This is a genomic window from Sphingobacterium sp. BIGb0165 (assembly GCF_024810095.1).
Taxonomy (GTDB): Bacteria; Bacteroidota; Bacteroidia; order Sphingobacteriales; family Sphingobacteriaceae; genus Sphingobacterium; species Sphingobacterium detergens.
On record NZ_JANUEB010000009.1, the window covers coordinates 26,503 to 49,305 of the forward strand.

Annotated in this window: 17 protein-coding genes and 4 tRNA genes; 4 read left to right on the forward strand and 17 right to left on the reverse strand. The window is 40.4% G+C overall.

Translation table 11 applies throughout. The annotated features are described in order from the left end of the window. Positions 1-38: 38 nt before the first annotated feature. Complete coding sequence (locus tag M2408_RS20160) at positions 39-1,145, reverse strand: serine protease (RefSeq protein WP_244211828.1); 1,107 nt, start codon at positions 1,143-1,145, stop codon at positions 39-41. 24 nt (positions 1,146-1,169) lie between these two features. Next, the gene (locus M2408_RS20165; protein ID WP_120261390.1) at positions 1,170-1,742 is read right to left on the reverse strand and encodes an RNA polymerase sigma factor; all 573 of its coding nucleotides are present in this window, start codon (positions 1,740-1,742) and stop codon (positions 1,170-1,172) included. A 292-nt stretch (positions 1,743-2,034) separates the two neighbouring features. Here M2408_RS20165 and M2408_RS20170 point away from each other — a divergent pair, with 292 nt between their 5' ends. The 3 genes from M2408_RS20170 (at position 2,035) to M2408_RS20180 (ending at position 7,798) form a co-directional block, all read left to right on the forward strand. Then, positions 2,035-6,081, forward strand: a complete 4,047-nt coding sequence (locus tag M2408_RS20170) for a glycoside hydrolase family 2 TIM barrel-domain containing protein (protein ID WP_259186201.1) — start codon at positions 2,035-2,037, stop codon at positions 6,079-6,081. Positions 6,082-6,283: 202 nt separating this feature from the next. Continuing rightward, positions 6,284-7,525, forward strand: coding sequence for an MFS transporter (locus M2408_RS20175; protein ID WP_259186202.1), 1,242 nt, complete (start codon positions 6,284-6,286; stop codon positions 7,523-7,525). Positions 7,526-7,573: 48 nt separating this feature from the next. Continuing rightward, positions 7,574-7,798 carry a (4Fe-4S)-binding protein gene (locus tag M2408_RS20180; protein ID WP_120261393.1) on the forward strand — a complete coding sequence of 75 codons (225 nt, stop codon included), beginning with the start codon at positions 7,574-7,576 and terminating at the stop codon, positions 7,796-7,798. A gap of 59 nt (positions 7,799-7,857) precedes the next feature. On the opposite strand, the gene M2408_RS20185 is transcribed toward M2408_RS20180, so the two are convergent. The 9 genes from M2408_RS20185 to M2408_RS20225 all read right to left on the reverse strand — a co-directional run bounded on the left by M2408_RS20185 (position 7,858) and on the right by M2408_RS20225 (position 13,471). Next, positions 7,858-7,934: transfer RNA gene (locus tag M2408_RS20185), tRNA-Asp, on the reverse strand. A gap of 27 nt (positions 7,935-7,961) precedes the next feature. Next, positions 7,962-8,035, reverse strand: a tRNA-Asp gene (locus tag M2408_RS20190). A 31-nt stretch (positions 8,036-8,066) separates the two neighbouring features. Beyond that, a tRNA-Asp gene (locus tag M2408_RS20195) sits at positions 8,067-8,143 on the reverse strand. Positions 8,144-8,203: 60 nt separating this feature from the next. After that, positions 8,204-8,277: transfer RNA gene (locus M2408_RS20200), tRNA-Asp, on the reverse strand. Positions 8,278-8,350: 73 nt separating this feature from the next. Further along, on the reverse strand, positions 8,351-9,424 hold the full coding sequence (gene prfA / locus M2408_RS20205) for a peptide chain release factor 1 (RefSeq protein WP_223583747.1): 1,074 nt from the start codon (positions 9,422-9,424) through the stop codon (positions 8,351-8,353). 98 nt (positions 9,425-9,522) lie between these two features. Beyond that, positions 9,523-9,852, reverse strand: a complete 330-nt coding sequence (locus M2408_RS20210; protein ID WP_259186204.1) for a multidrug efflux SMR transporter — start codon at positions 9,850-9,852, stop codon at positions 9,523-9,525. A 73-nt stretch (positions 9,853-9,925) separates the two neighbouring features. After that, positions 9,926-10,507: a Crp/Fnr family transcriptional regulator gene (locus M2408_RS20215; RefSeq protein ID WP_259186206.1), complete on the reverse strand. Its 582-nt coding sequence runs from the start codon at positions 10,505-10,507 to the stop codon at positions 9,926-9,928. Then, positions 10,489-11,244, reverse strand: coding sequence for a UDP-2,3-diacylglucosamine diphosphatase (locus M2408_RS20220; protein ID WP_259186207.1), 756 nt, complete (start codon positions 11,242-11,244; stop codon positions 10,489-10,491). The genes M2408_RS20215 and M2408_RS20220 overlap by 19 nt, the downstream gene beginning before the upstream one ends. 58 nt (positions 11,245-11,302) lie before the next feature. After that, on the reverse strand, positions 11,303-13,471 hold the full coding sequence (locus M2408_RS20225; RefSeq protein WP_259186209.1) for a M1 family metallopeptidase: 2,169 nt from the start codon (positions 13,469-13,471) through the stop codon (positions 11,303-11,305). Between the two features lie 218 nt (positions 13,472-13,689). Here M2408_RS20225 and M2408_RS20230 point away from each other — a divergent pair, with 218 nt between their 5' ends. After that, a complete protein-coding gene (locus M2408_RS20230; RefSeq protein ID WP_259186210.1) occupies positions 13,690-15,813 on the forward strand; it encodes a prolyl oligopeptidase family protein in 2,124 nt (707 codons plus the stop codon). Between the two features lie 112 nt (positions 15,814-15,925). Here the strand turns inward: M2408_RS20230 and M2408_RS20235 are convergent, their stop codons facing one another. The 6 genes from M2408_RS20235 to M2408_RS20260 all read right to left on the reverse strand — a co-directional run bounded on the left by M2408_RS20235 (position 15,926) and on the right by M2408_RS20260 (position 22,799). Beyond that, on the reverse strand, positions 15,926-17,164 hold the full coding sequence (locus M2408_RS20235; protein ID WP_259186213.1) for a thioredoxin family protein: 1,239 nt from the start codon (positions 17,162-17,164) through the stop codon (positions 15,926-15,928). Between the two features lie 259 nt (positions 17,165-17,423). Beyond that, positions 17,424-18,662 carry a thioredoxin fold domain-containing protein gene (locus tag M2408_RS20240; RefSeq protein WP_259186214.1) on the reverse strand — a complete coding sequence of 413 codons (1,239 nt, stop codon included), beginning with the start codon at positions 18,660-18,662 and terminating at the stop codon, positions 17,424-17,426. A 113-nt stretch (positions 18,663-18,775) separates the two neighbouring features. Beyond that, entirely contained in the window at positions 18,776-19,963 is a 1,188-nt protein-coding gene (locus M2408_RS20245; RefSeq protein ID WP_259186215.1) for an aminopeptidase C, read from the reverse strand. A 198-nt stretch (positions 19,964-20,161) separates the two neighbouring features. After that, positions 20,162-21,214: a TerC family protein gene (locus M2408_RS20250; RefSeq protein ID WP_259186216.1), complete on the reverse strand. Its 1,053-nt coding sequence runs from the start codon at positions 21,212-21,214 to the stop codon at positions 20,162-20,164. Then, positions 21,214-22,185, reverse strand: a complete 972-nt coding sequence (locus M2408_RS20255; RefSeq protein ID WP_120261403.1) for a polyprenyl synthetase family protein — start codon at positions 22,183-22,185, stop codon at positions 21,214-21,216. The genes M2408_RS20250 and M2408_RS20255 overlap by 1 nt, the downstream gene beginning before the upstream one ends. Positions 22,186-22,235: 50 nt before the next feature. Next, entirely contained in the window at positions 22,236-22,799 is a 564-nt protein-coding gene (locus M2408_RS20260; protein ID WP_259186217.1) for a DUF3109 family protein, read from the reverse strand. Positions 22,800-22,803 lie beyond the last annotated feature (4 nt).

Sequence of the window (22,803 nt, forward strand, 5' to 3'; positions counted from 1 at the left end):
AGTATCGCCTTTTTATAAGCATTATAAAGATTACAGTCTTAATAGACCTTAACCATATAAATATAGTCTTGTAATTTTTTGATCTGTTCGGTTCTCGGCAGACCTGCCAATGCATTCTTCCTATTGATTTTTACGCCTGCGGTTAATGAGTCGCTAGGGATATCAGCAAGGGCATTCATGATTGACTTGGTTTTGATGGCAAAAGCAGCACCATCTATTCCTCTTTGTTTACCTGAAATAATACCGATCACATTCCCTTTACTATCTAGGACCGGGCCACCGCTGTTTCCTGGATTGACAGGAACGGATATTTGATAAGCAATGGTGTCACCCGCATAACCTGTTGAGGAGCTTAAGTATCCTTGTCCATATACTGCTTCATCACGAGGGAAACCGATTGTATAGATATCCTCACCTAAATCTGAAGTAGACGTTTTGAAGGTATAAGGTAAGCTTTTAGCCTTTTTGAAGTTTTTGTCGGCGATATATAAGATTGCTAAATCTTTGCTGGCATCGGTGTGAACAACTTGTGCTTTGTAAGATTCACCTTTACCATTTTGCAAATAAATGGAGTCTGCACCACTGATCACGTGATAGTTGGTTACCACATAACCATCTGTTGTCAACATAAAACCTGTCGCTCCAAATTGGCTTTCGCTACTTTTAACCGACTTTTTATCATTGATATCTTTGATCGCAGCGTTATGTGCATTGACGTTCTTTTTGACATTATTCATGTCACGACGTAATGCGCTGTAATCTGAAGAGGCTTTTTCCAAGTTGCTATAATAGCCACTTAGCCATAAGGTGCCAAATACCGCAAATACTGCCACAACTGCAGCTACTAAAGAGCTTGCTTTGATCCGCTCCCAAAGAGAAATAACAGTAGACTGTTTCATCGGAACCACTTTCGTAGTTGTACCTTGGGATTTATGATATTCCTTGGCTGAGTTGGCCAATACATTTTTGAAATCAAGCCTCTGGCTAGTTTCCTTCATATTGGTAACAAAGTCGCGGTGTTGTTGTAATTGGGCAGCATACGAAGGGTTTTCAGCACAAAAAGATTCGAATGCCACTTTTTCCGCTGCAGGTAATTCCCCGCGGAGATACTGGTCAGCCAATTCGAAAAATTCTTTTTGATTCATTGTTCCCATGGTGTTACTCAAATTTTAATCTGTTGAAAAAAATATTTTTTTCAGCCGTTGAAGGCATTTATATTTTTGAGTCTTGGCATTATCTGTATTGGTATAACCAAATTTTTCACAGATGTCCTGCATCGAGTGGTTTAAGATATAGAAATCATGTAAGATCGTCTTACATGGTTCACCCATTTTCTCTAGCGCAAGTTCCATTTGATCGAACTTTTTTTCAAGTTCTTGGTGCTGTTGTAAATCTTCTTCCTCAAATAAGGAGTCTTCATAACCGCTAATGTCACTATTGCCAAAACCCGCACGATTGAGTTGCTTAAGCCAAAGCCTTCGGCAAATCGAGTAAAGATATGTTTTGAGTTTGCTGCTGAGCTCAAAGTCACCTTTGGCAACTTTATCGTAGAGCACAATTACAGCCTCCTGAAAGATATCTTTTGCTTCATCCTCACTTCCATTGTTTTGCAGTATCATATGGCTTATGGATGGATAATATCGTTTATAGATACTATCTATCGCCAAGCTATTGCCTTCTTTGAGGCCTTCAATGATCTGCTCATCATTTTCTAGCAGGACTGATTTACTGAATTTACTCACCTATTAATACCTTAATGCCTAAATTGTAACCCTTTGAAAAATGAAAATCTTCAAAATATTTTCAAACGTAAACTTTTATTTGTTTAATGCGAAATCTATGCCCAAAAATACTGCTTATTCCCTGAAACCGAAAGCATTTGTTTTTGCTTCGATTTTCAGATGATCTTTGAATCATCCGTTGTTTATTTATGTATCGAAAAAGTTTCGCAATCGTGTGCTTTAATAATCTGCTTGTTATTCCTCTAAAATGAAGTTACATTTGGTTTCCTGAACTAAAATGCTTAAATACATTATGTTAAGAAAATCAGTTATTTTTTCCACGTTACTGACCTCATTGCTGGCTCTTCATTCGACCTTGACAGTAGGACAGTCTTTTACACCACATATCGAAGGTTTCCAGTATGAAGATATCTTATCTCCAAAAGGTAATGAATGGGAATCACCACAATTATTATCACTCAACAAAGAACTACCACATGCTTCGTTCTTTTCCTTTTCAAACGTAGAAAATGCGCGAAAAGTACTTCCGGAGCATAGTAACTTTTGGCGCTCACTCAATGGTTCCTGGAAGTTTCATTGGGTAAAGACACCGGAAGAACGTCCAAAAGAATTTTACGATCCCAAATTTGATGTAAATTCCTGGGAATCCGTACCTGTTCCAATGAGCTGGAATATCTACGGTATTCAAAAGGATGGCAGCTTAAAATACGGTGTGCCGATCTACTCCAACCAACGTGTGATCTTTCAACACCAAGTGAAGGTCGATGACTGGCGTGGAGGCGTGATGCGTACACCGCCACAAGATTGGACGACTTATATATACCGCAATGAAGTGGGGTCATACCGCCGTAATTTTGCCGTCCCAAAGGATTGGGATGGTCGTGAGATATTTCTCAATTTTGATGGAGTAGACTCCTTTTTCTATCTCTGGATAAATGGTAAGTATGTAGGGTTTTCAAAAAATTCAAGAAATCTCGCTTCCTTTAATATCTCTGCTTTCTTAAAAAAAGGTGGCGAGAATGTATTGGCTGTAGAAGTTTATCGGAGTTCGGATGCTTCATTTTTGGAAGACCAAGATATGTTTCGACTACCGGGAATATTTCGCGATGTCTCGTTGACCTCAACACCCAAAATCCAAGTCCGTGATCTGGCAGCAATTCCAACATTGGATGATCGCTATGAAAATGGTACCTTAAAAATTACGGGTACCGTCCGTAATTTGAGCGATAAGAAAGCCGACGGTTATAAGCTTGTCTATTCCTTATATAGGAATAAACTGTATAGCGATGAAAATACCTTGGTAGACCAGGCTGAAGCATCAGCTGTTGTTCCGCAATTGGATACGAAGGCTTCGAACAGTATTGAAGCGACATTAGCGGTAAAAAATCCAGATAAATGGTCCGCTGAACTTCCTTATCGGTATACATTGGTAGCCGAATTGAAGGACAAGAAAAATAAAACGATCGAGACTGTTTCTACCTATGTCGGATTTCGGAAGGTTGAAATTAAAGACACCAAGGCGTCTGACGACGAATTTGGTCTTGCTGGGCGTTATTACTACATCAACGGCAAAACGGTTAAGCTGAAAGGCGTCAATCGCCATGAGACGAATCCTGAGCATGGGAAAGTCGTTACCCGGGAGCAGATGGAAGCTGAAGTGAAGCTGATGAAAAGCGCCAATATCAATCATGTGCGTAATTCACACTATCCAGAGCCTCCATATTGGTATTACCTCTGTGACAAATATGGTATCTATCTTGAGGATGAGGCCAATATCGAAAGCCATCAATATTATTATGGAAAAGAGTCCATTTCTCATGTACCAGAATGGAAAAATGCGCATGTGGCACGTAATATCGAAATGGTGCATGCGACCATTAATCATCCTTCTATTGTGATTTGGTCGCTCGGAAACGAAGCTGGTCCTGGAGATAATTTTGTAGCCGCCTATGATGCGATCAAGAAAATCGATACCTCAAGACCTGTCCAATACGAACGTAACAACACAATAGTAGATATGGGTTCAAATCAGTACCCATCTATTGACTGGGTCAGAGGGGCTGTCAAAGGAACGTACAAATTGAAGTACCCATTCCATATCTCCGAGTACTCGCACTCGATGGGAAATGCTGTCGGTAACTTGATCGATTACTGGGAAGCTATTGAGTCGACAAACTTTTTTATGGGTGGGGCAATATGGGATTGGATTGATCAATCCATGTATTACTATGATAAGAAAACCGGTGAACGCTTTTTTGCTTACGGTGGTGATTTTGGGGACAAACCTAATGACGGTACCTTCGTCAACAATGGATTGATCTTCGCTGATATGAAGCCCAAACCACAATACTTTGAAGTCAAAAAGGTTTATCAAAATGTAGGGGTTAAGGCTATCGATATTCAACAGGGAAAAATTGAGGTATTCAATAAAAATTATTTTAAAGACCTTAGTGACTATCAAGTCCAATGGTCACTGTTCAAAGATGGCGTAGCTATTGCGGGAAACACTGGTACAATAGCTGCTGCTGATTTGCCAAAAGCTCGTCAGAAGAAACAGATTGTCCTACCGATCGAATATGGTAAATTGGATGCCGGATCTGAATATTTTGTGAAAGTTCAGTTTTTGCTTAATGCTGACAAACTATGGGCAAATAAAGGCTTTGTTCAAATGGAGGAACAGCTGTTGGTTAAAGCGGCTGAAAACAAACCGTTGATTTCGTCTGTTGCCAAGGGGAAAAATCCTGTGCTTTCCAAAGAAGGTGAGTTGCAGGTGGTAAAAGGGGATCAGTTTGTTGCAAAATTTGACAATAAGACTGGGTCAATCTATAGCTTAGCATATGCTAACAAACAAATTATACGGGATGGTGAAGGACCTAAATTGGATGCTTTGCGTGCACCCGTCGATAATGATAACTGGGCTTATCAGCAATGGTTTGAAAAAGGCTTACATAATTTAAAGCACAAAGTATTGTCTTCAAACAGCTATACGAAGAAAGATGGTACAGTCGTTTTGGCATTTACAATCGAGTCACAAGCTCCCTATGGTGCTTCTTTATTGGGTGGAACATCAGGGACGTATACTCTCAAAGAGCATACAGATAAGCCATTTGGCAATGATGATTTCAAATTTACAAGCAATCAGATCTGGACAATATATAAGGATGGTTCGATTGAATTATCATCTAGTATCACTTCCAACAATGCAAGCGTTGTATTGGCAAGATTGGGGTACTCCTTGCAGTTGCCAGGTGAGTTTGGTAACTACAGCTATTATGGACGTGGTCCGATCAATAACTATGCGGATCGTAAGACGGCACAATTTATTGAATTGCATAAAAGCACAGTAAAAGATCAATTCGTACCTTGGCCTAACCCGCAAAATATGAGTAACAATGAGGATGTGCGTTGGACATCTTTGACGAATAAGGATGGACAAGGAGCGATCTTCATTGCAAAGGAACATCTCGCTACGTCCGCATTGGAATATAGCGAACTGGAATTGACATTTGCACCGCACCCTTATCAATTACCAAAGAGCTCCGGTGTGCATTTGCATTTGGACGCTGCGGTTACAGGTCTCGGGGGTAATAGCTGCGGACAAGGGCCGCCATTGGAAAAAGACCGTGTGAAAGCAGTACCAACTTCAATCGGTTTTATTATCCGTCCAATCCAGCAAAATGATTACCTAGCGAAAGCTCATGTTGCTACAGCTGGAGATGCCCCCATTTCTTTTGCTAGAAGTTCAACAGGTGAGATATCTGTTCTTTCAGGAAATAAAGCTGAGACTGTACAGTATACATTGAATAATGGGAAAGTAAACACCTATAAGAATTCTTTTGATCTGCGTCAGGGCGGAACAATAACAGCGTGGTATCAGGGAAATGAAAAACTAAAAGTAACACAACAATACAGTAAGATCGAAACGGTTCCGATGGAAGTAGTCTTTGCTTCTAGCCAGGAGACGGGTGAAGGCGATGCCAAGAACCTATTGGATGGAGATCCTACGTCGATCTGGCATACAATGTACTCGGTCACCGTAGCTCAATATCCGCATTGGGTTGATTTCGATGCAGCGAGTGTGAAGTCTATCAAAGGTTTTACATTTTTGCCGAGGCCAGATGGCGCCAATGGCGATATCAAGGATTATAAGATTCAGGTAAGTAAAGATGGTAAAAACTGGGAGGACGTGATGTCAGGTACATTCGAGCGAAATAAAAAACTCAAAACCGTTCGTTTTGAGAAATCAGTCAAAGGACGTTATATTCGCTTTACTGCATTAAATTCACAGCGTGGCGATGATTTCGCTTCGGGCGCAGAGTTTGCTGTTATCGCGGAATAAAACATAAACTAGATACGATTAAAGCCAGCACTTGGGAACAAGGGTGCTGGCTTTTTTGTTTTATCGAAATACGACCCCTTGACAAAAAGATGCGCTCATGCGATTGAAAGGAGGAATATATAAATTTTATAAACTTATTGCTGAGAATGTTCCAGCGCTTGTGTATTTTTAACCCAGTTTAAACCAAAATCATCATTATCGTATGGAAATAGACCAACAGGCGAATGCCCCGTTTACGGCGTATCAAAAACTCGTGGTGTTTTTGCTGGCGATTACACAATTTACCGTCGTGCTCGATTTTATGGTGATGTCACCTATGGGTGATATCTTGATGAAGGCCATCGATCTAAAACCATCTCAATTTGGCATTGCGGTTTCAGCCTATGCTTTTAGTGCCGGCGCATCAGGGCTATTGACTGCTGGTTTTGCTGATCGCTTTGACCGGAAGAAGCTTTTGCTGTTTTTCTATTCAGGTTTTATCGTCGGAACCTTTTTCTGTGGTTTCGCCAATGACTATTGGACTTTGGTTGCTGCCCGTATAGTGACAGGTCTGTTTGGTGGTGTCATTGGATCGATTTCCATGGCTATTATTACGGATATATTCACGCTTCAACAAAGAGGGCGTGTCATGGGCTTTGTACAGATGGGTTTTGGTGCGAGTCAAGTGCTTGGGATTCCAATAGGTCTATATATAGCCAATAATTGGGGCTGGCAGAGTGCTTTCCTATGGATCGCAGTCATGGCTTTGATCATTGTCATTATTATTGCAGTTAAACTGATTCCTATAACTGCGCATATCGGCCTGCAGAAGCATCAATCTGCACTTAAACACCTTTGGTCCACATTCTCGCAAAAAGAATATCGCATAGGTTTTCTCGCGACAGCGCTGCTCTCTATTGGTGGTTATATGATGATGCCTTTCGGAAGTGCCTTTGCCGTCAATAATTTGCATGTTAGTCATGAACAATTGCCCCTATTATTTATGATATCCGGTGTTGCCTCACTGATTATTATGCCTATTGTTGGAAAATTGAGTGACCGTTATGATAAGTTTAAAATCTTTGCGCTAGCTTCGATATGGCTGATGGTGGTGGTCTTGATTTATACCAATCTGGGGGTTACACCATTTTATCTTGTTGTCATTTTGAATATCCTGATGATGGCCGGTATCCTGAGTCGCATGACGCCTTCCTCAGCTTTGATCAGTGCGGTTCCAGAGATGAAGGATAGGGGTGCATTTATGAGCATAAGTTCGTCCTTGCAACAGTTGGCAGGGGGAGTAGCTGCATCACTCGCTGGTGTGATCATTGTTCAACAGACAAAGGAAAGTCCATTGGAGCATTATCCAACCTTGGGTATTATTGTTGTTTTACTTTCCGTGTTGAGTATTTTTATGATCTATCGTGTCAGCAGGATGATCAAACGAAGACATCCGATTTCCTAAAACAAAATCGTGCTTATTGGTATTAATATTTCAGGAGAGATTTTTATTATGGAAGAAAAGATTGTTAGATATGATCATCCCAATGGGGAGATCACTGTACTTTGGATTCCTGAGCGATGTGAACATGCCGCCGTCTGTGTTAAAAGTTTACCACAGGTATATCATCCAAAAGATCGGCCTTGGATTACGGCCCAAAACGCCAACACAGCGGAACTGATTGATCAGATTAAGCGTTGTCCTTCGGGAGCGTTGCAGTACGAACTAAAAAAATAGACGAGGAAATTCGTGTAACAAAAAAAAGCATCATTTGATTAAAATGATGCTTTTTTTGTTGGCGGTCTGGACGGGACTCGAACCCGCGACCCCATGCGTGACAGGCATGTATTCTAACCAGCTGAACTACCAGACCAACAATGTGTGTTTTTTAAAATTTTAGCGGTCTGGACGGGACTCGAACCCGCGACCCCATGCGTGACAGGCATGTATTCTAACCAGCTGAACTACCAGACCTAAAATCTTAAAGATTGTTTTTAATAATTTTTGGCGGTCTGGACGGGACTCGAACCCGCGACCCCATGCGTGACAGGCATGTATTCTAACCAGCTGAACTACCAGACCTAAAAATCTTAAAAACTTATTCTGTTAAAGAACTTACCGAGATTGCTCTCTTTTTTGAAGCGGTCTGGACGGGACTCGAACCCGCGACCCCATGCGTGACAGGCATGTATTCTAACCAGCTGAACTACCAGACCTCAACCCTTCTCCTCAGAAGGTGTGCAAATATAGCGTTTGTTTACGTATCTGCAAAGATTTTTTGAAAAAAAACTAGTCTACCTGACCGTCTTTCATCCTCTCTGCATTCTCCGCAAACTGCAATGCATCGATAATTCCTTGAATATCACCATCCATAATAGCCGGTAGGTTGTACATCGTCATACCAATACGATGTTCAGTTACGCGACCTTGTGGGTAGTTATAAGTACGGATTTTTGCCGAACGGTCACCTGTAGAGACCAAAGTTTTTCTTTTTGCAGCAATATCACCGTTCTTTTTGTTCAGTTCAAGCTCATAAAGTTTGTTACGAAGCATCTCCATCGCTAACTCACGGTTGGCCAATTGGGAACGTTCTACCTGACAAACGACAACAATACCTGTTGGTTTATGTGTCAATTGTACTTTTGTTTCTACTTTATTGACGTTCTGACCTCCGGCACCACCTGAACGGGATGTTTGTAATTCGATATCACCCGGATTGATCTCTACGTCGACATCTTCCGCTTCTGGCAATACGGCAACTGAAGCTGCTGATGTATGTACACGTCCTTGTGTTTCTGTATCAGGAACACGTTGCACACGGTGTACACCAGACTCATATTTCAATTGACCATAAGCATCTTCACCAATTACTTTAAGGATAACCTCCTTATAACCGCCTGAAGTTCCTTCAGTAACATCCATCACCTCATTGCGCCAGCCTTTTGTTTCAAAATAACGGGTGTACATACGGTAAAGGTCACCAGCAAATAAAGCCGCCTCGTCACCACCTGTTCCACCACGAATTTCGATAATGGCATTTTTGGCATCCTCAGGATCTTTAGGGATGAGCATCAAACGGATTTCTTCTTCTTTTTCCTCTTTTTCAACCAATAAAATATCCAGCTCTTCTTTGGCCATCTCACGAAGTTCCTGATCCTTCTCGTTCATGATGATGTCCTTATTGGTATCAATATTACTGACCATATTTCTATAAATATGGTATTGATCCACGATTTTGCCCAAATCTTTGTACTCTTTATTCAATTTGGCAAAACGTTTCATATCTTGCATGGTGTCAGGGTTGCTTAATTCAGCTTCCACTTCTTCCCATCTTTCTTTGATTGCTTGTAATTTATCTAACATATATCAAAAATGCTTCTTCTAGGAATTTATGACCTAGATTACTATTGAGAGTACAAAAGTAAGGAAATTTTGTTGCTTTTGAACTACCTAGCCAGCTATTAATGAGAGGAAACTGCTTTTAGTCCAACGATAGAAGCAATCAGCGTGAAAATAAAGAATATGCGCCAGAAATCTGCGGGTTCTTTAAAGAAGATAATACCCATTAAAACTGTTCCGACTGCACCGATACCTGTCCACACAGCGTAGGCCGTTCCAAGGGGAAGTGTTTGTGTTGCTTTGATCAGTAAGCCCATACTCGCAAATAAGAAGACAACAAAGGCGCCATACCAAAGCCATTGTTCGCTGCCCTCTGCATCCTTGGTTTTTCCCAAACAGGTTGTAAAACCAATTTCACATATTCCTCCAAGAATTAAAAATACCCAGTTCATATATCTGTTTTTTTGTTTCAGGGACAAAGGTCTACGTTTTTCTGCAGAATAATTTTAACAAATGTTAAAAATTTTAAAGGATATTCGCACGAATACGGCTGAGGGTCACTTGGCTAACACCTAAGTATGAGGCGATGTAACCAAGTTTGATCCGTTGTATATATTGGGGATATTTTTCGAGCAACTCGGCATACCGTTCCTGGGCCGTATTAAAAAGTTTGGACATCGTACGCTGCTCCGCTTTGATAAATTCTAGCTCAGCCATTTTTCTTCCCCAATTGGCAATGGCAATGTCACTCTCATAGAGCGCAAATAATTGTTTTTGGTCAATTTGGTAGACAATACTGTCTTCCAGAAGATCAATGTTTTCGTATCCAGGTGTGTCATGCACATAGCTGTTCATCGAGATTAAGGTACCACCCGGAGATACAAAGTCCAGGGTAATCTGTCTGTCCGCAGTTTCGTAATAGACCCGCGCTAACCCAGAGGCCAAAAAATAAATGTCCTTCTGGATTTTATCTTGCCTGATCAATACACTATTCCGTTTGCATACAAGCTTTTGACTGATCTGCGCAAGCCGATCAATGCTGTCTGGGTTTAGAAAATGGTAGCCCTGAAAGCAGTCTGCTAAAGAAATTACGATTTTTTCTCCCATTTTTCCAAGCTTAAAGTTTCCCCATCCCATACCGCGTAGGTATAATAATTGATCCATTCGCCCAAGTTGACAACACGGCTTTCTGGATTTAGTTTGACATCATAGGGTAGATGTCTGTGGCCAAATAGGTAAAAATCGTGATGTTGTTTGCTTTCGAGTTCTTTCGCATAACCGATCAGCCATTCCTTGTCTTCGCCTAGGAATTTTTCATCTTCATTATTGGAAAGTCTGCTGTGTTTGGACCATCGGGTGGCGATTCCTATGCCCAAATTGGGGTGTAATCGTGCAAATAACCATTGACAGAAACGGCTCCGAAATACTTTTTTGAGCAATTTGTACTTATAATCACCGGAACCCAATCCATCCCCATGGTGTATATAAAAAAGTTTATTGTCTAGTACAAGTTCCAGTTCATTGTCAACAATCTGAACATTTAATTCCTCTTTGAGATAATCAAACATCCACATATCGTGGTTGCCTTTAAATAACGTGATCGGGATACCGAGGTCGGCAATTTCAGCTAGTTTGCCCAAAAAGCGTATATAACCTTTGGGAACCACAGTCGCATATTCAAACCAAAAATCGAATATATCTCCAACAAGATAGAGCTCTGCAGCATCGACCTTAACCGCGTCGAGCCACTGAATAATGGATCGCTCTCTTTCGCGCGAATGTTCCAACGGATAGGATCCTAGATGGAAGTCTGAGGCAAAATAGATTTTTTTTCTTGTTGACATGTGCCCAAATCTAAAGAAAATGGAAGCGAATACAAAATTCGCTTCCACAATATCTTTTTTACAATTTGGACAAATCTGTTAGGAGGGTTTTCAAATATTCCGAAGCCTCCGGATCGATTTGCTTCAAAGTCTGTTGGAGCTGATCCGGATAGGCATCTTTAATGGCCATGATTGAACTTGCGATAACCATATAAGACTGATCCTTAACTCCGTTAAGTAGCAGGTTTTTATATTTTTTATCTTTAATCTGTCCCAGCTTTCGGATCGCTGAAGCACGTATGACTGAGACAGAGGATTTTTCTGCCAATGAAGCAATGATGTTCGCTGTCGATTTCCGGCTAGCTGGATCCGTTAGATCGAGCCCCTGAATGGCCATCGCCACAAGATCTGCATCCGGATCAGCCAGTGCCGCTGTCAGTATCTCCCGTCCAACTGTTGTTTTTGGGTTTTTAATGGCAAATAGCATTGCGGCGACACGGTTGGCAAAAGAAGGCGCATGCTCATACTGATAACGATAATTGGCTTCGGTTTTATCAATATGGATCTCACCAACAAGTGTTTTTTCGGGATCGATATCGATAAATTCAACCGTATTTTTTAGGGGAATTGTCAGCTGAGTATTCCGTTTGTTGAGCTGTACCGTTTTTCTCATTTTGCCTTCTTTGGTATAGATGTCAATGGCAAGCGGTATTTGAAACGTTTGAACAGCGGAATCTTGCACCTGAGCGATGTTGAGGCTCAGTATATTGTTTTCATTTTTGGTTGTCACTTTGAGGATAGGATGGCCTCCTTTGTAATACCACTGGTTGAAATAAGGAGCCCAGTCTTTACCTGTCACTTCCTCCATGGTGAGACGCAGCTGCTGTGGCTCCCCAGTTTTGAAAGAATTCTCGGTCAGGTATTTTTTGAGTGATTGATAAAAGGCAGCATCACCCATCTGTTCTTTTAAGGCGTATAAGATTAATGAGCCCTTGGCGTAGCTGATGTTGTCAAACATATCTTCTTTGTCATGGTAATAGTAACGCGCGAGCGCTGGACTATTGCCGTTTTTGGTTGATTTGAGATAGGATTGTAGTTTTTCAAATCTTGATTTATCACCTTTTTCCTTGCCGCCATCATGCTCATGCCAAATGATTTCACCGAAAGTTGCGAAAGATTCGTTCATCGTTAAGTTGGACCAGGATTCGGCGGTAACCAGATCACCAAACCATTGATGGAACAACTCATGGGCAATTGTGCCCTCTTCATTTTCATCCAAAAGTTCCCTTTTGGTCTTTTGCACATGCTCACCATGTAAGGTCGCTGTGGTGTTTTCCATGGCACCAGAGACATAATCGCGGCAGACGATTTGTGCATATTTGTTCCAAGGATAAGGGACTCCCAAGATTTTGCCATAAAAATCCATCATGGCTGGTGTTTTACCAAAGATATCCTTCGCATAAGGGGCATACTTTGGTTCCAAATAATAATCAACAGGAATATTATTGAATTTATCTTGATAGATCTTAAAATCTCCAACGGCCATCATAAATAGATAGGGCGCATGAGGAAGATCCATTTTCCAGGTATCAGTACGTGTGCCGTCATTGTTCTTCTGTTGGTTGACCAGAGCTCCATTGGACAGACTGACATAATTATCCAGTACGGTCATTGAAATTTCGGCTGTCGTCTTTTGGTTGGGGCGGTCAATGGTTGGGAACCAGGCAGAGGAGGCCTCTGTTTCGCCCTGAGTCCAGATCTGTCTTGGTTTATTCGGGGTGCTTTCAACTGGATTAATAAAGTACAGCCCTTTCGCATCATTGATTGCTGCACTGCCCTGTGCTTTTAGCAGATTGGGTTTGGCAGTATAATCCAGATAGATGGTATATTTCTCATTGGAGAGGTAATTGCGATCCAATTTGATCAGAAGAGAATTATCATCATAGGTGAATTTTAATGGAACCAGTTGCTGCCCATTGACCAGTGCAATTTGTTTGATATCCATGCCTTTGGCATCCAGACGGAGTGAATCTGTGGGGTAAAAATGTGGCTGTAGGGTGACCCATTCTTTACCATTCAAAAATTGGTTTTTATAGTCAAAACGGACATCGAGTTTGGTATGAACGAGGTTGTTGACCCGAGTGGGAGTGGAACGATATTGCTGATCTATCGGAAGTTGCTGCGCTTGACTCATACCGATAGAAGAAAGGGATATGGCCAAGTATAGGAAAGCGATTCTTTTGCGCATTGTTGAATTATTTAGAAGATTTAAATAAAGCTAAATAAATTTCGGCTGATGTAAAAATAACGATTTCGGAAAATCCATTGATATGGAACACGGTCAGTTCTTTGAAAAGAGTGAATTATTGTTTCTGAACGGACGAGAATGACATTTACTTGAGATTAGCACTATGAATTCTGAAATTATATTTGTTATTTTTGGATGAAACAAGTATAAAGTTTTTTATGATAAACAAAAAAATTGGCCTTATCCTGATGATGATAGGTATGGCAGGTACAGCAAGCACTGTTTGTGGACAGCAGTTGAAATATCCGACGACGAGCAAAGGCACTGTCGTAGACGAATTCTGGGGCGAGAAAGTATCCGATCCCTACCGTTGGTTGGAAGACGACCGTTCAGCAGAAACAAAAAGTTGGGTTCAAGCCGAAAATAAAGTCACTTTTGATTATCTAAATACTATTCCTTTCCGGTCGAAATTGAAAGAGCAATTAACGGAAATCTGGAATTATGAAAAAATAGGAACACCTTTCAAAGAAGGAGCGTACACCTATTTCTTTAAAAACAACGGGCTTCAACAACATTCAGTGCTTTACCGCAAACAGGGTGAGAATGGAGCGGAGGAAGTGTTCCTTGATCCAAATACTTTTTCAAAAGATGGGTCGACTTCGTTGGCTGATGTTTCTTTTTCAAAGGACGGAAGTCTAGTGGCGTATTCGATCTCTGAGGGCGGTTCGGACTGGAGAAAAGTAATCGTATTGAATGCAAAGGATAAAGCACCGGTAGGCGAGACCCTTGTTGATGTCAAATTCTCAGGTATCGCTTGGAAAGGTAATGATGGGTTTTACTATTCAAGCTATGATAAACCCAAAGGGTCTGAACTATCAGAGAAAACAGATCAACATAAATTGTATTACCATAAACTTAAAACAGCACAATCTACGGACCAGCTGATTTTTGGCGGTTCGGCAACACCGAGACGTTATGTAGGTGCTTCATTAACAGATGACCAGCGCTATCTGATTATCTCTGCGGCAAATACAACGACGGGAAATGAACTTTATTACCAGGATCTGAGCAAGCCAAATAGCAAGATCATCTGTTTGCAGGATCATTTTGATGCAAATACGGGTGTAGTAGATAATATTGGAGATACCTTCTTATTGGAAACCAACTATAAAGCTGCCAACAATAGATTAGTCAAAGTAGATCTGAAAAATCCGGCCAAGGAAAACTGGAAGGATGTCATTCCTGAAACTGAAAATGTACTTTCGATCAGTACCGGCGGTGGTTATCTATTTGCAAATTATTTGAAAGATGCTGTTTCTGTTGTTATCCAATACGATTATACAGGTAAAAAAATCAGACAGATTGAATTACCGGGTGTAGGGACTGCCAGCGGTTTTTCGGGCAAGAAAAAGGAAAAAGAAATCTACTTTGGTTTCTCAAATTACATTACGCCTTCGTCGAGTTATAAATTTGATGTCAATTCAGGAAAATCGTCACTTTATATCAAACCGAAAGTCAAATTTGACAGCGACCAATATGAATCGAAGCAAGTGTTTTATACTTCGAAGGACGGAACAAAAGTTCCAATGATTATTACCTATAAAAAAGGCATCGCCTTGAATGGTAAAAATCCAACGATTGTATACGGTTATGGCGGGTTTAATATCAGCTTGACTCCGGCTTTCAGTACTTCCGTTGCGGTCTGGTTGGCAAATGGTGGTGTATATGCTGTTCCCAACTTACGTGGTGGTGGTGAATATGGTCAAAAATGGCATGATGGAGGTAGACAGTTCAATAAACTAAATGTGTTTAACGATTTTATCGCTGCGGCTCATTATTTACAAGAAAATGGTTATACTTCTCCTGAATACACCGCATTGTCGGGAGGTTCGAATGGTGGCTTACTTGTCGGAGCGACAATGACCATTGACCCTAAAGTAGCTAAGGTGGCACTCCCAGAGGTTGGTGTGTTGGATATGTTGCGTTACCATACTTTTACGGCTGGTGCCGGCTGGTCATACGATTACGGTACAGTCGCTGACAGCAAACAGATGTTTGATTACCTGAAAGCTTATTCACCTGTACATAATGTGAAAACAGGAGTCAGTTATCCGGCTACAATGGTATTGACGGGAGATCATGACGACCGCGTTGTTCCTGCGCACTCGTATAAGTTTGCTTCCGAATTGCAGGCTAAGCAGGTTGGTGATAACCCTGTATTGATTCGTATTGAAACCAAAGCAGGGCACGGTGCTGGCCGATCTACAGAGGTATTGATCAATAGTACAGTTGATAAATACGCTTTTGCACTTTGGAATATGGGTATCAAAGAATTGAAATAAAGATACCAAAAGCTGTCTTCGGAGTAATTTTCGGCTATAGCTAGGGGTATTGAAATAAAAAAAGTCCAGATCAACGAAGTTGATCTGGACTTTTTTTATTTCGGAATATTGCTTATTCCCAAGTTTTTTCACCTTTTTTCATTTTTTGAAGCGTTGCTACATAATCCTCTTTTTTGTCGTTTGCGGTCAAAAGAGAGATCGCTTTCTCTTGTGTTTTGATTGCTTGATCTTTGTCACCTAGACGATAAAGTAGGTTGGCGAAGGTATCGAGGTACATCGGTGTATCTTTTTCCTTCTCCAGTGATAATTTGCTCCATTCTGAAGCCGCTTTTAAACAAGCTGGATCATCACAGTTTTCAAAGATAGACCAAGCCATCTGGTTTAATTCCATTGCTGTGATCGTCGAACCATATTTAGCAATATATTTATTAAAGCTGTCTCTCAATCCAGGATAGTTTTTGGTATAAGAGAAATAACGCGGTTGCATTTCCAAGCTCGCTTTTTCGGTATTGACCGTAGGATATTTCTGAGTCAGTTCTTTTTCGATAGCAGCAAAATCCACGGCTTCTTTAGCCTGTATTTTGGTATTGACAGCTTCACCGATCAATAGTTTAGCTAAGAAATCATTTGCTTTAACCTTCTCACTGATGGCGTCAAATTTGGCTGGATTATCTTTTATCAAGTTAAATGCTTTCGAATCCTTAATGCTCGCCGAAGAAAGCAATAATTCCACATTTTCTTTTGTAAAGATCTGGTCTGTTGATAGCGAAGATAATACAACGCCCTCAGCTTTTGCCTGTGTTTCTTTATCATATGCATCTTTTGCAGCCGCAGCCATAGCTTTTGCAATTGTTGTATTTTGTGGATCAGCATTGAATTTTGCCAATAGGGTTTCATATTGGGTGTTCGGATCCAGTGCTTTTTGGGCCTTAGCAATAAAGCCATCCGCATCACCACCACCTACAATGCGGTGTACAAGATTGCCTTTTGAATCAAAGATCAAGAAAGTAGGATAGGCTACTACTTTATAATCTTTGGCAAAACGATCTGCTTCAGTGTACCAGGATTTTACTTCTTCATTGTCCTCTTTGGTCTTATCCATTTGGATTTTGGCATTGATAAATTTGGCATTGAAGAAATCGCCTACCTTCGCCTGTGGAAAGATTGTACTTGTCATGTACTTGCATGGGCCACACCACGTGGTGAAACAATCAACAAAAATAAATTTGTTTTCCTTGGTTGCCTTTTCTTTGATTTGATTCCAATTGAGACCATGCTCAAATTTTACACCCTCGCTCTGAGCGAATAGTAATGTTGGAACCAAGAATAGCATTAAAATTAATTTTCTCATAATCCGTTGATATTTAGGTGTTAATTTACTGAATAAAATCACTATCAAGAAAAATTTTATAAAAAAAAATTAATCAGGGAGTTTACTATTTTGAAAAATTCAGTGGTGATCTCATTGAATTGAAGCTCGACCAACAAAATAACGGGCTTCACGGACTTTTATCGCCCAGCTGCTGAGCGACGATTTCCTGCATGAGTATATGCTTCAAAAGTTCAGATACGGGATCCCTGAAGTTAGTCGACCTCTTTCTCGTCAATATTTAATTTTCCCAGGTCTTTATCCCTTTGGTCATTTTGTCCAATGTTTCCTGATAGATCGGTCGATCGTCGTCACTGGCCATTTCTATGGCTTTATTTTGCCAATTAATCGCCTTGTCTTTTTCACCTTTTTTATAAAGTAAGTTGGCGTATGTATCTAAGAATGCTGAGCTGGGATCTTCTATGATAGATTTTTTGCTCCAGCTGATCGCTGCGTCGATACATTCGGGGTCACTGCTGTTATTAAAAATCGTCCAGGCAAAGGTATTCAATTGATGTGCTGTGAAATCCTCTGATGATAGGTAATCATTGATGGTGTTTTTCATAGCCACGTAATTCTTGACCTGAAGATAGTAGTGGGCTTTGATCTTTTTAAACATCGGAACGAAATCTATATCCGGATATTTTGCTGACAGCTCACTCTGGTAACTATCCCAGTTGGGTTCATGTTTAGCATCTATTTTAATCAGGAAAAGCTCATTAACAACTACATTCGCGAGCGTACGATTTGCGATCCCTGGTGATTCCAGCAAAATATCTATTTTTTCCTTATTGTTGCGGATCAGGTTAAAGGCTTTTGAATTTGTAAACTTGGCTGCCGCCAGAAGAATATGTACGTTTTCTTTTTTAAAAAGCTCATCGGTGCCCAAAGAATTGGCTAAAGTATTTTCAGCTTTACGTGCAGTGCTTTCGTCATAAGCGATATTTGCCGCTTTTAACATCTGTTTGGCAGTGTAGATGTCCTGCGGTCTTTTCTCAAATTTTTTTAACAGGGTATAATACTGTGTTTCGGGATAAAGTCCGTCCGATACATGGTTGACAAATTCAGGCGCATCGTTTGCGCCAACGATCCGGTGTACAGCTTCTCCGTTTGGATTAAAAATCAAAAAAGTTGGAAAAGATTGGATATTGTACTCATTGGAAATAGCACGTGCATCAGCATACCACTTTTTGACAGCAGCATTGTCCGCTTCGGTGGAGTCCATTTGGACTCTGATACTAATGAAATTTTGATTAATGGGTTGACCAACCTGTTCTAGGGGGAACACCTCATTACTCATATATTGGCAGGGGCCACACCATGTCGCAAAAAGTTCAACGAAGATAAACTTGTTTTCTGCCTTCGCTCTTTCTTTGACCTGTTTCCAACTTAATCCTTCTACAAATTTCACCCCTTTGGTCTGGGAATGTGCTAAATTCCCAAATAAAATTGCAAGGCATAATGCGATTATACTTCTCATAACTCACTGAACAACTAGATTCATAATTATGTTTAAGTTATCAAATTAATCTGAAAACAAAAACACCTCTGAAATATTAATTTCGGAGGTGTTTTAAACGATGGATAAATCGCTTATTTGATATTTATCTTCGATTTTAAATCTTTTGCCAGACCATCTTTATGTAACAGCAAAGAAGTTGTTTTATAGCGTACAAATTCTTTAGATGCATACAAGTAACCTTTGTAGTCGTTGGATGTTCCCCAAGAGTTTTTAACAATATAATACTCTTTACCATTTTGATCTTTTACCAGACCGACGATGTGCATACCATGATCGTCTGTTGTTTGCCAATTGTCGAAAGCTTTTTGTCTCTCTTCAGGCGTGATCTTCATTTCTGGTTTAGGACCAACGAACATGCTTGATTTTTCTTGATCGCTCATTTGCTCGAATGGTTTTTCTGGAACATAAGCAACACCGTTTTTCCAGGAGAATCCTTTTTCTGAAACGTCAGTTGCCCAAGCGACTGTATAACCTTTTTGCAGTGCGTTGTCAATGATATCGGTTAAATCATTCATCTGAACATTGTAGAAACGATCAAATGACCAGTTATCTGGGATTAACAGAACGAATTGGCTATAATAAGGGTGGTCAGTAACTGAAGCAATACCAACATAATCATCTGGATTGATACCAATTACCTGATCAGCAAAGGTACGTGGCGTATAGGATTTGCCATTGTAATCAAATTTTTCAGGAACTTCACCTAAGTAAGAGTCCATTGCTGCGGTATACGCTTTTTCCCAGTTTGGAGTCAAACCTTTACCTTTTACAATCGAGCCTAGCATTGCATCAAGCATTGATGTCATTTCACCAAAGTTGTTGAGTGTGGTACCATAATGAAGGCCTGTATAAGCTGACTGTGGCATTGTGCCATATTTGCGGAATGAATTCAATACATCATGGAATTGACCACCTTCACCCAATGATAATCCACCGTGAAGACGTACATAGGTACGTGCTTTATCTAAGTACGTATTACGTGCTGTATATATCTGAGAAATCTCAATAGGTTTTTTACCCATACGGATCATTTCGGATTCTAGAAAAGAGTTTCCTGAATAAGACCAACATGTACCCGAAGAACCTTGGTTCTTGATCGAAGTATTACCTAGATTGATAACTTCTGTAAATGTAAATCCAGATTTGCTATTGTCATTTTGATTTGCTTTTAGGGCATTGATCAAATTGTCTTGTGCTTGTACTTGGAAGGAAGCTGCAAAAAGAGAGGCAGCTAGTACAATCGATTTATTCCAATTCATTTGTTAGTATTTTGTTAATTTAAAGTGGTGCTAAATTAAATAAATAAAATTTAGTAAGGCAAATTCCTCTGTAAAATAATTGTTCTTAAAAATGGGCTATAATTTAGGCCCTTTTGACGCAGGACAGGAGGAGTAAAAACTAGGCTAAAATATTGAAAAGCAAAGGGTCGTAATTTTTACGACCCTTTGCTTTTATTTTTATTCGGCAATCTCTTTATGCTTTGGAAAGAGTAGCGAAGCGATAATACTTAAGGCAAGGATACCGATGATTACAATCAACGAATGCGTCGTTGTAAAGCCAACTTCTGCCAACCAGTGATGTAATAACATCTTCAGACCAATGAAGACCAATAGAAAAGCTAACCCGACTTTTAAATATTGGAACTTATGGATAATATTGACCAATAAGAAGAACATGGAGCGTAGTCCAAGGATGGCGAAGATATTAGAGAAGAATACCACATAAGGATCTTTGGTAACCGAGAAAATTGCGGGAATAGAATCCACGGCGAAAATTAGATCGGTAAATTCAATCACTAACAAAACCAAAAATAGAGGTGTCATGTATTTCACGCCGTTCTCGATATGGAAAAAGTGACCGCCATCTAATTTAGGGGTTACCTTGAAATATTTAGACGCAAATTTGACAACAGGGTGGTTTTGAGGATCGACCTCTTCCTCTTGGTTCCGATTGATAAACATCTTGACACCGGTGAATACCAAGAATGCACCAAAGACATATAGAATCCAGCCAAATTTGGCGATTAAGGTTGCGCCAAGGAATATAAATAGAAATCGCATAACGATGGCACCTAGAATCCCCCAGACCAAAACTTTATGGTAGTATTTTTCGGGAATTCCAAATGATGTGAAGAGCAGTACCATCACGAAAATATTATCGACAGAGAGTGCGTACTCAACAACATATCCTGTTAAATATTCCAAGCCTAAGTTGTTATTATAGGCGGCTAAACTTGCGGCAAGATCACCGGGAATAATCTTAATATCGTGGTGATGTTTTGTAATGACTTCCTGCAGATGGTTTAGATCATGAATATTATGCAATTCAAATCCATACTGACGGAGCAACCAATAGAAGCCTAATGAGAATAATACCCATACGGCACTCATAATTGCGGCAGTCTTTAAGCTAACAGGTTTATCACCCTTAGAAAATAGTCCAAGGTCAATTGCTAGCATCAGTGCAATGAAGATCAGGAAACCTCCAAAAAACATTAATTCGTGACTCATTATTTTTTTCTTTCTGTTGTATATTTTACCAATTGCAGTAATCCTTCTTTGTATTCGCTATCTGGAAAATCTTCCAGAATGCGAAATGCATCTTGTTGATATTCCAGCATTTTGTTTGTTGCATAGGCTAGTCCACCGCTGTTGCGTACAAAATCGATAACTTCAGCAACCTTTTTGGGGTCTTCATTATGGTTTCGAACCAGATTGATGATTCGCCGCTTTTCGCTGGAGCTTGTCTGATTTAAGGCATGGATCAACGGCAATGTCATTTTCTTCTCTTTGATATCATTCCCCAGGGGCTTACCCACGTCATCCAGACCAAAATCAAATAAGTCATCCTTTATCTGAAAAGCAATACCAATTTTCTCTCCAAATTGGTGCAGTTTCTCTACCGTCTCTTGATCCGCATTGGATGACGCAGATCCACAGGCGCAGCAGGAAGCAATTAACGATGCTGTTTTTTTCCGGATGACCTCAAAGTATATGGATTCTTCAATATCCAGTTTACGCGCTTTTTCGATCTGGAGTAATTCCCCTTCACTCATCTGGTCGACCGCTTCCGAAACAATTTTTAACAGATGGTAGTCCTGATGTTTGACAGAAAGCAGTAAACCCCTTGACAGTAAAAAATCACCAACCAGTACTGCAATCTTATTTTTCCAGAGCGCATTGATTGAAAAGAAGCCTCTACGTTCGTAAGAGTTATCCACGACATCATCGTGAACAAGCGAAGCTGTATGCAGTAATTCAACCAAAGCAGCACCGCGGTAGGTAGATTCATTAATCCCATTGCAGATGCCCGCCGAAAAAAACACAAACATAGGTCGCATTTGTTTGCCTTTACGCTTGATCAGATATTGCGTGATACGATCCAACAAGGGAACGGAGCTTTTCATCGATGCTTTGAATTTCTTTTCAAAAGCTTCAAGTTCGTGGATAATAGGGCGTTGGATCTCTGTTAATTTTGACATGAATTGGAATGAAACACCAAAAAAGTTAAAGCTTAAAGATAGTAATTTTGTTACAACTCATCGACTGCTCGCTCAAGATTTTTGTACCATTCTTCTCCATACGTACGGATCAGGGGATCCTTTAGAAATTTATATACGGGCACTTGTAGTTCTTTGCCAAAACTACAAGCGTCTTTGCATATATGCCAACGGTCGTAATGAAGGACATCAAATTCCGGATAATGTGTCGTACGGATAGGATAGAGGTGACAGGAAACAGGTTTCCGCCAGTGGATTTCACCCAGTTCATAAGCCTTTTCGATTGCACATTTGGTAATGCCGTTTTCCCAGGTTACATAGGCACATTCCTTGTGTCCATCAACACATGTCGTGGTTAGATCACCATCTACGTCAATGACGTATTTCCCTTGTTCTTCGATGGCCTCAATGCCCTTCTCCGTCATATAGGGCTTTACCTTGGGGTATATTTCCTCCAGAATTGCCTTTTCACTTTCCAACAAAGGTGCTCCCGAGTCTCCCTCGATACAGCATATTCCTTTACATTTTGATAGGTTGCATACAAAATCATTGTTAATCAGATCTTCATGTACCAACACATTTCCTACTTCAATCATTCTA

Excerpts from the sequence above, each read along its gene's own strand:
- M2408_RS20230 (WP_259186210.1), top strand. The coding sequence starts at position 13,690 with ATGATAAACAAAAAAATTGGCCTTATCCTGATGATGATAGGTATGGCA.
- M2408_RS20160 (WP_244211828.1), bottom strand. The coding sequence starts at position 1,145 with ATGAATCAAAAAGAATTTTTCGAATTGGCTGACCAGTATCTCCGCGGG.
- M2408_RS20235 (WP_259186213.1), bottom strand. The coding sequence starts at position 17,164 with ATGAGAAAATTAATTTTAATGCTATTCTTGGTTCCAACATTACTATTC.
- M2408_RS20210 (WP_259186204.1), bottom strand. The coding sequence starts at position 9,852 with ATGAACTGGGTATTTTTAATTCTTGGAGGAATATGTGAAATTGGTTTT.
- M2408_RS20250 (WP_259186216.1), bottom strand. The coding sequence starts at position 21,214 with ATGAGTCACGAATTAATGTTTTTTGGAGGTTTCCTGATCTTCATTGCA.
- prfA (WP_223583747.1), bottom strand. The coding sequence starts at position 9,424 with ATGTTAGATAAATTACAAGCAATCAAAGAAAGATGGGAAGAAGTGGAA.
- M2408_RS20240 (WP_259186214.1), bottom strand. The coding sequence starts at position 18,662 with ATGAGAAGTATAATCGCATTATGCCTTGCAATTTTATTTGGGAATTTA.
- M2408_RS20175 (WP_259186202.1), top strand. The coding sequence starts at position 6,284 with ATGGAAATAGACCAACAGGCGAATGCCCCGTTTACGGCGTATCAAAAA.
- M2408_RS20215 (WP_259186206.1), bottom strand. The coding sequence starts at position 10,507 with ATGGGAGAAAAAATCGTAATTTCTTTAGCAGACTGCTTTCAGGGCTAC.
- M2408_RS20245 (WP_259186215.1), bottom strand. The coding sequence starts at position 19,963 with ATGAATTGGAATAAATCGATTGTACTAGCTGCCTCTCTTTTTGCAGCT.
- M2408_RS20260 (WP_259186217.1), bottom strand. The coding sequence starts at position 22,799 with ATGATTGAAGTAGGAAATGTGTTGGTACATGAAGATCTGATTAACAAT.
- M2408_RS20255 (WP_120261403.1), bottom strand. The coding sequence starts at position 22,185 with ATGTCAAAATTAACAGAGATCCAACGCCCTATTATCCACGAACTTGAA.
- M2408_RS20220 (WP_259186207.1), bottom strand. The coding sequence starts at position 11,244 with ATGTCAACAAGAAAAAAAATCTATTTTGCCTCAGACTTCCATCTAGGA.
- M2408_RS20170 (WP_259186201.1), top strand. The coding sequence starts at position 2,035 with ATGTTAAGAAAATCAGTTATTTTTTCCACGTTACTGACCTCATTGCTG.
- M2408_RS20180 (WP_120261393.1), top strand. The coding sequence starts at position 7,574 with ATGGAAGAAAAGATTGTTAGATATGATCATCCCAATGGGGAGATCACT.
- M2408_RS20225 (WP_259186209.1), bottom strand. The coding sequence starts at position 13,471 with ATGCGCAAAAGAATCGCTTTCCTATACTTGGCCATATCCCTTTCTTCT.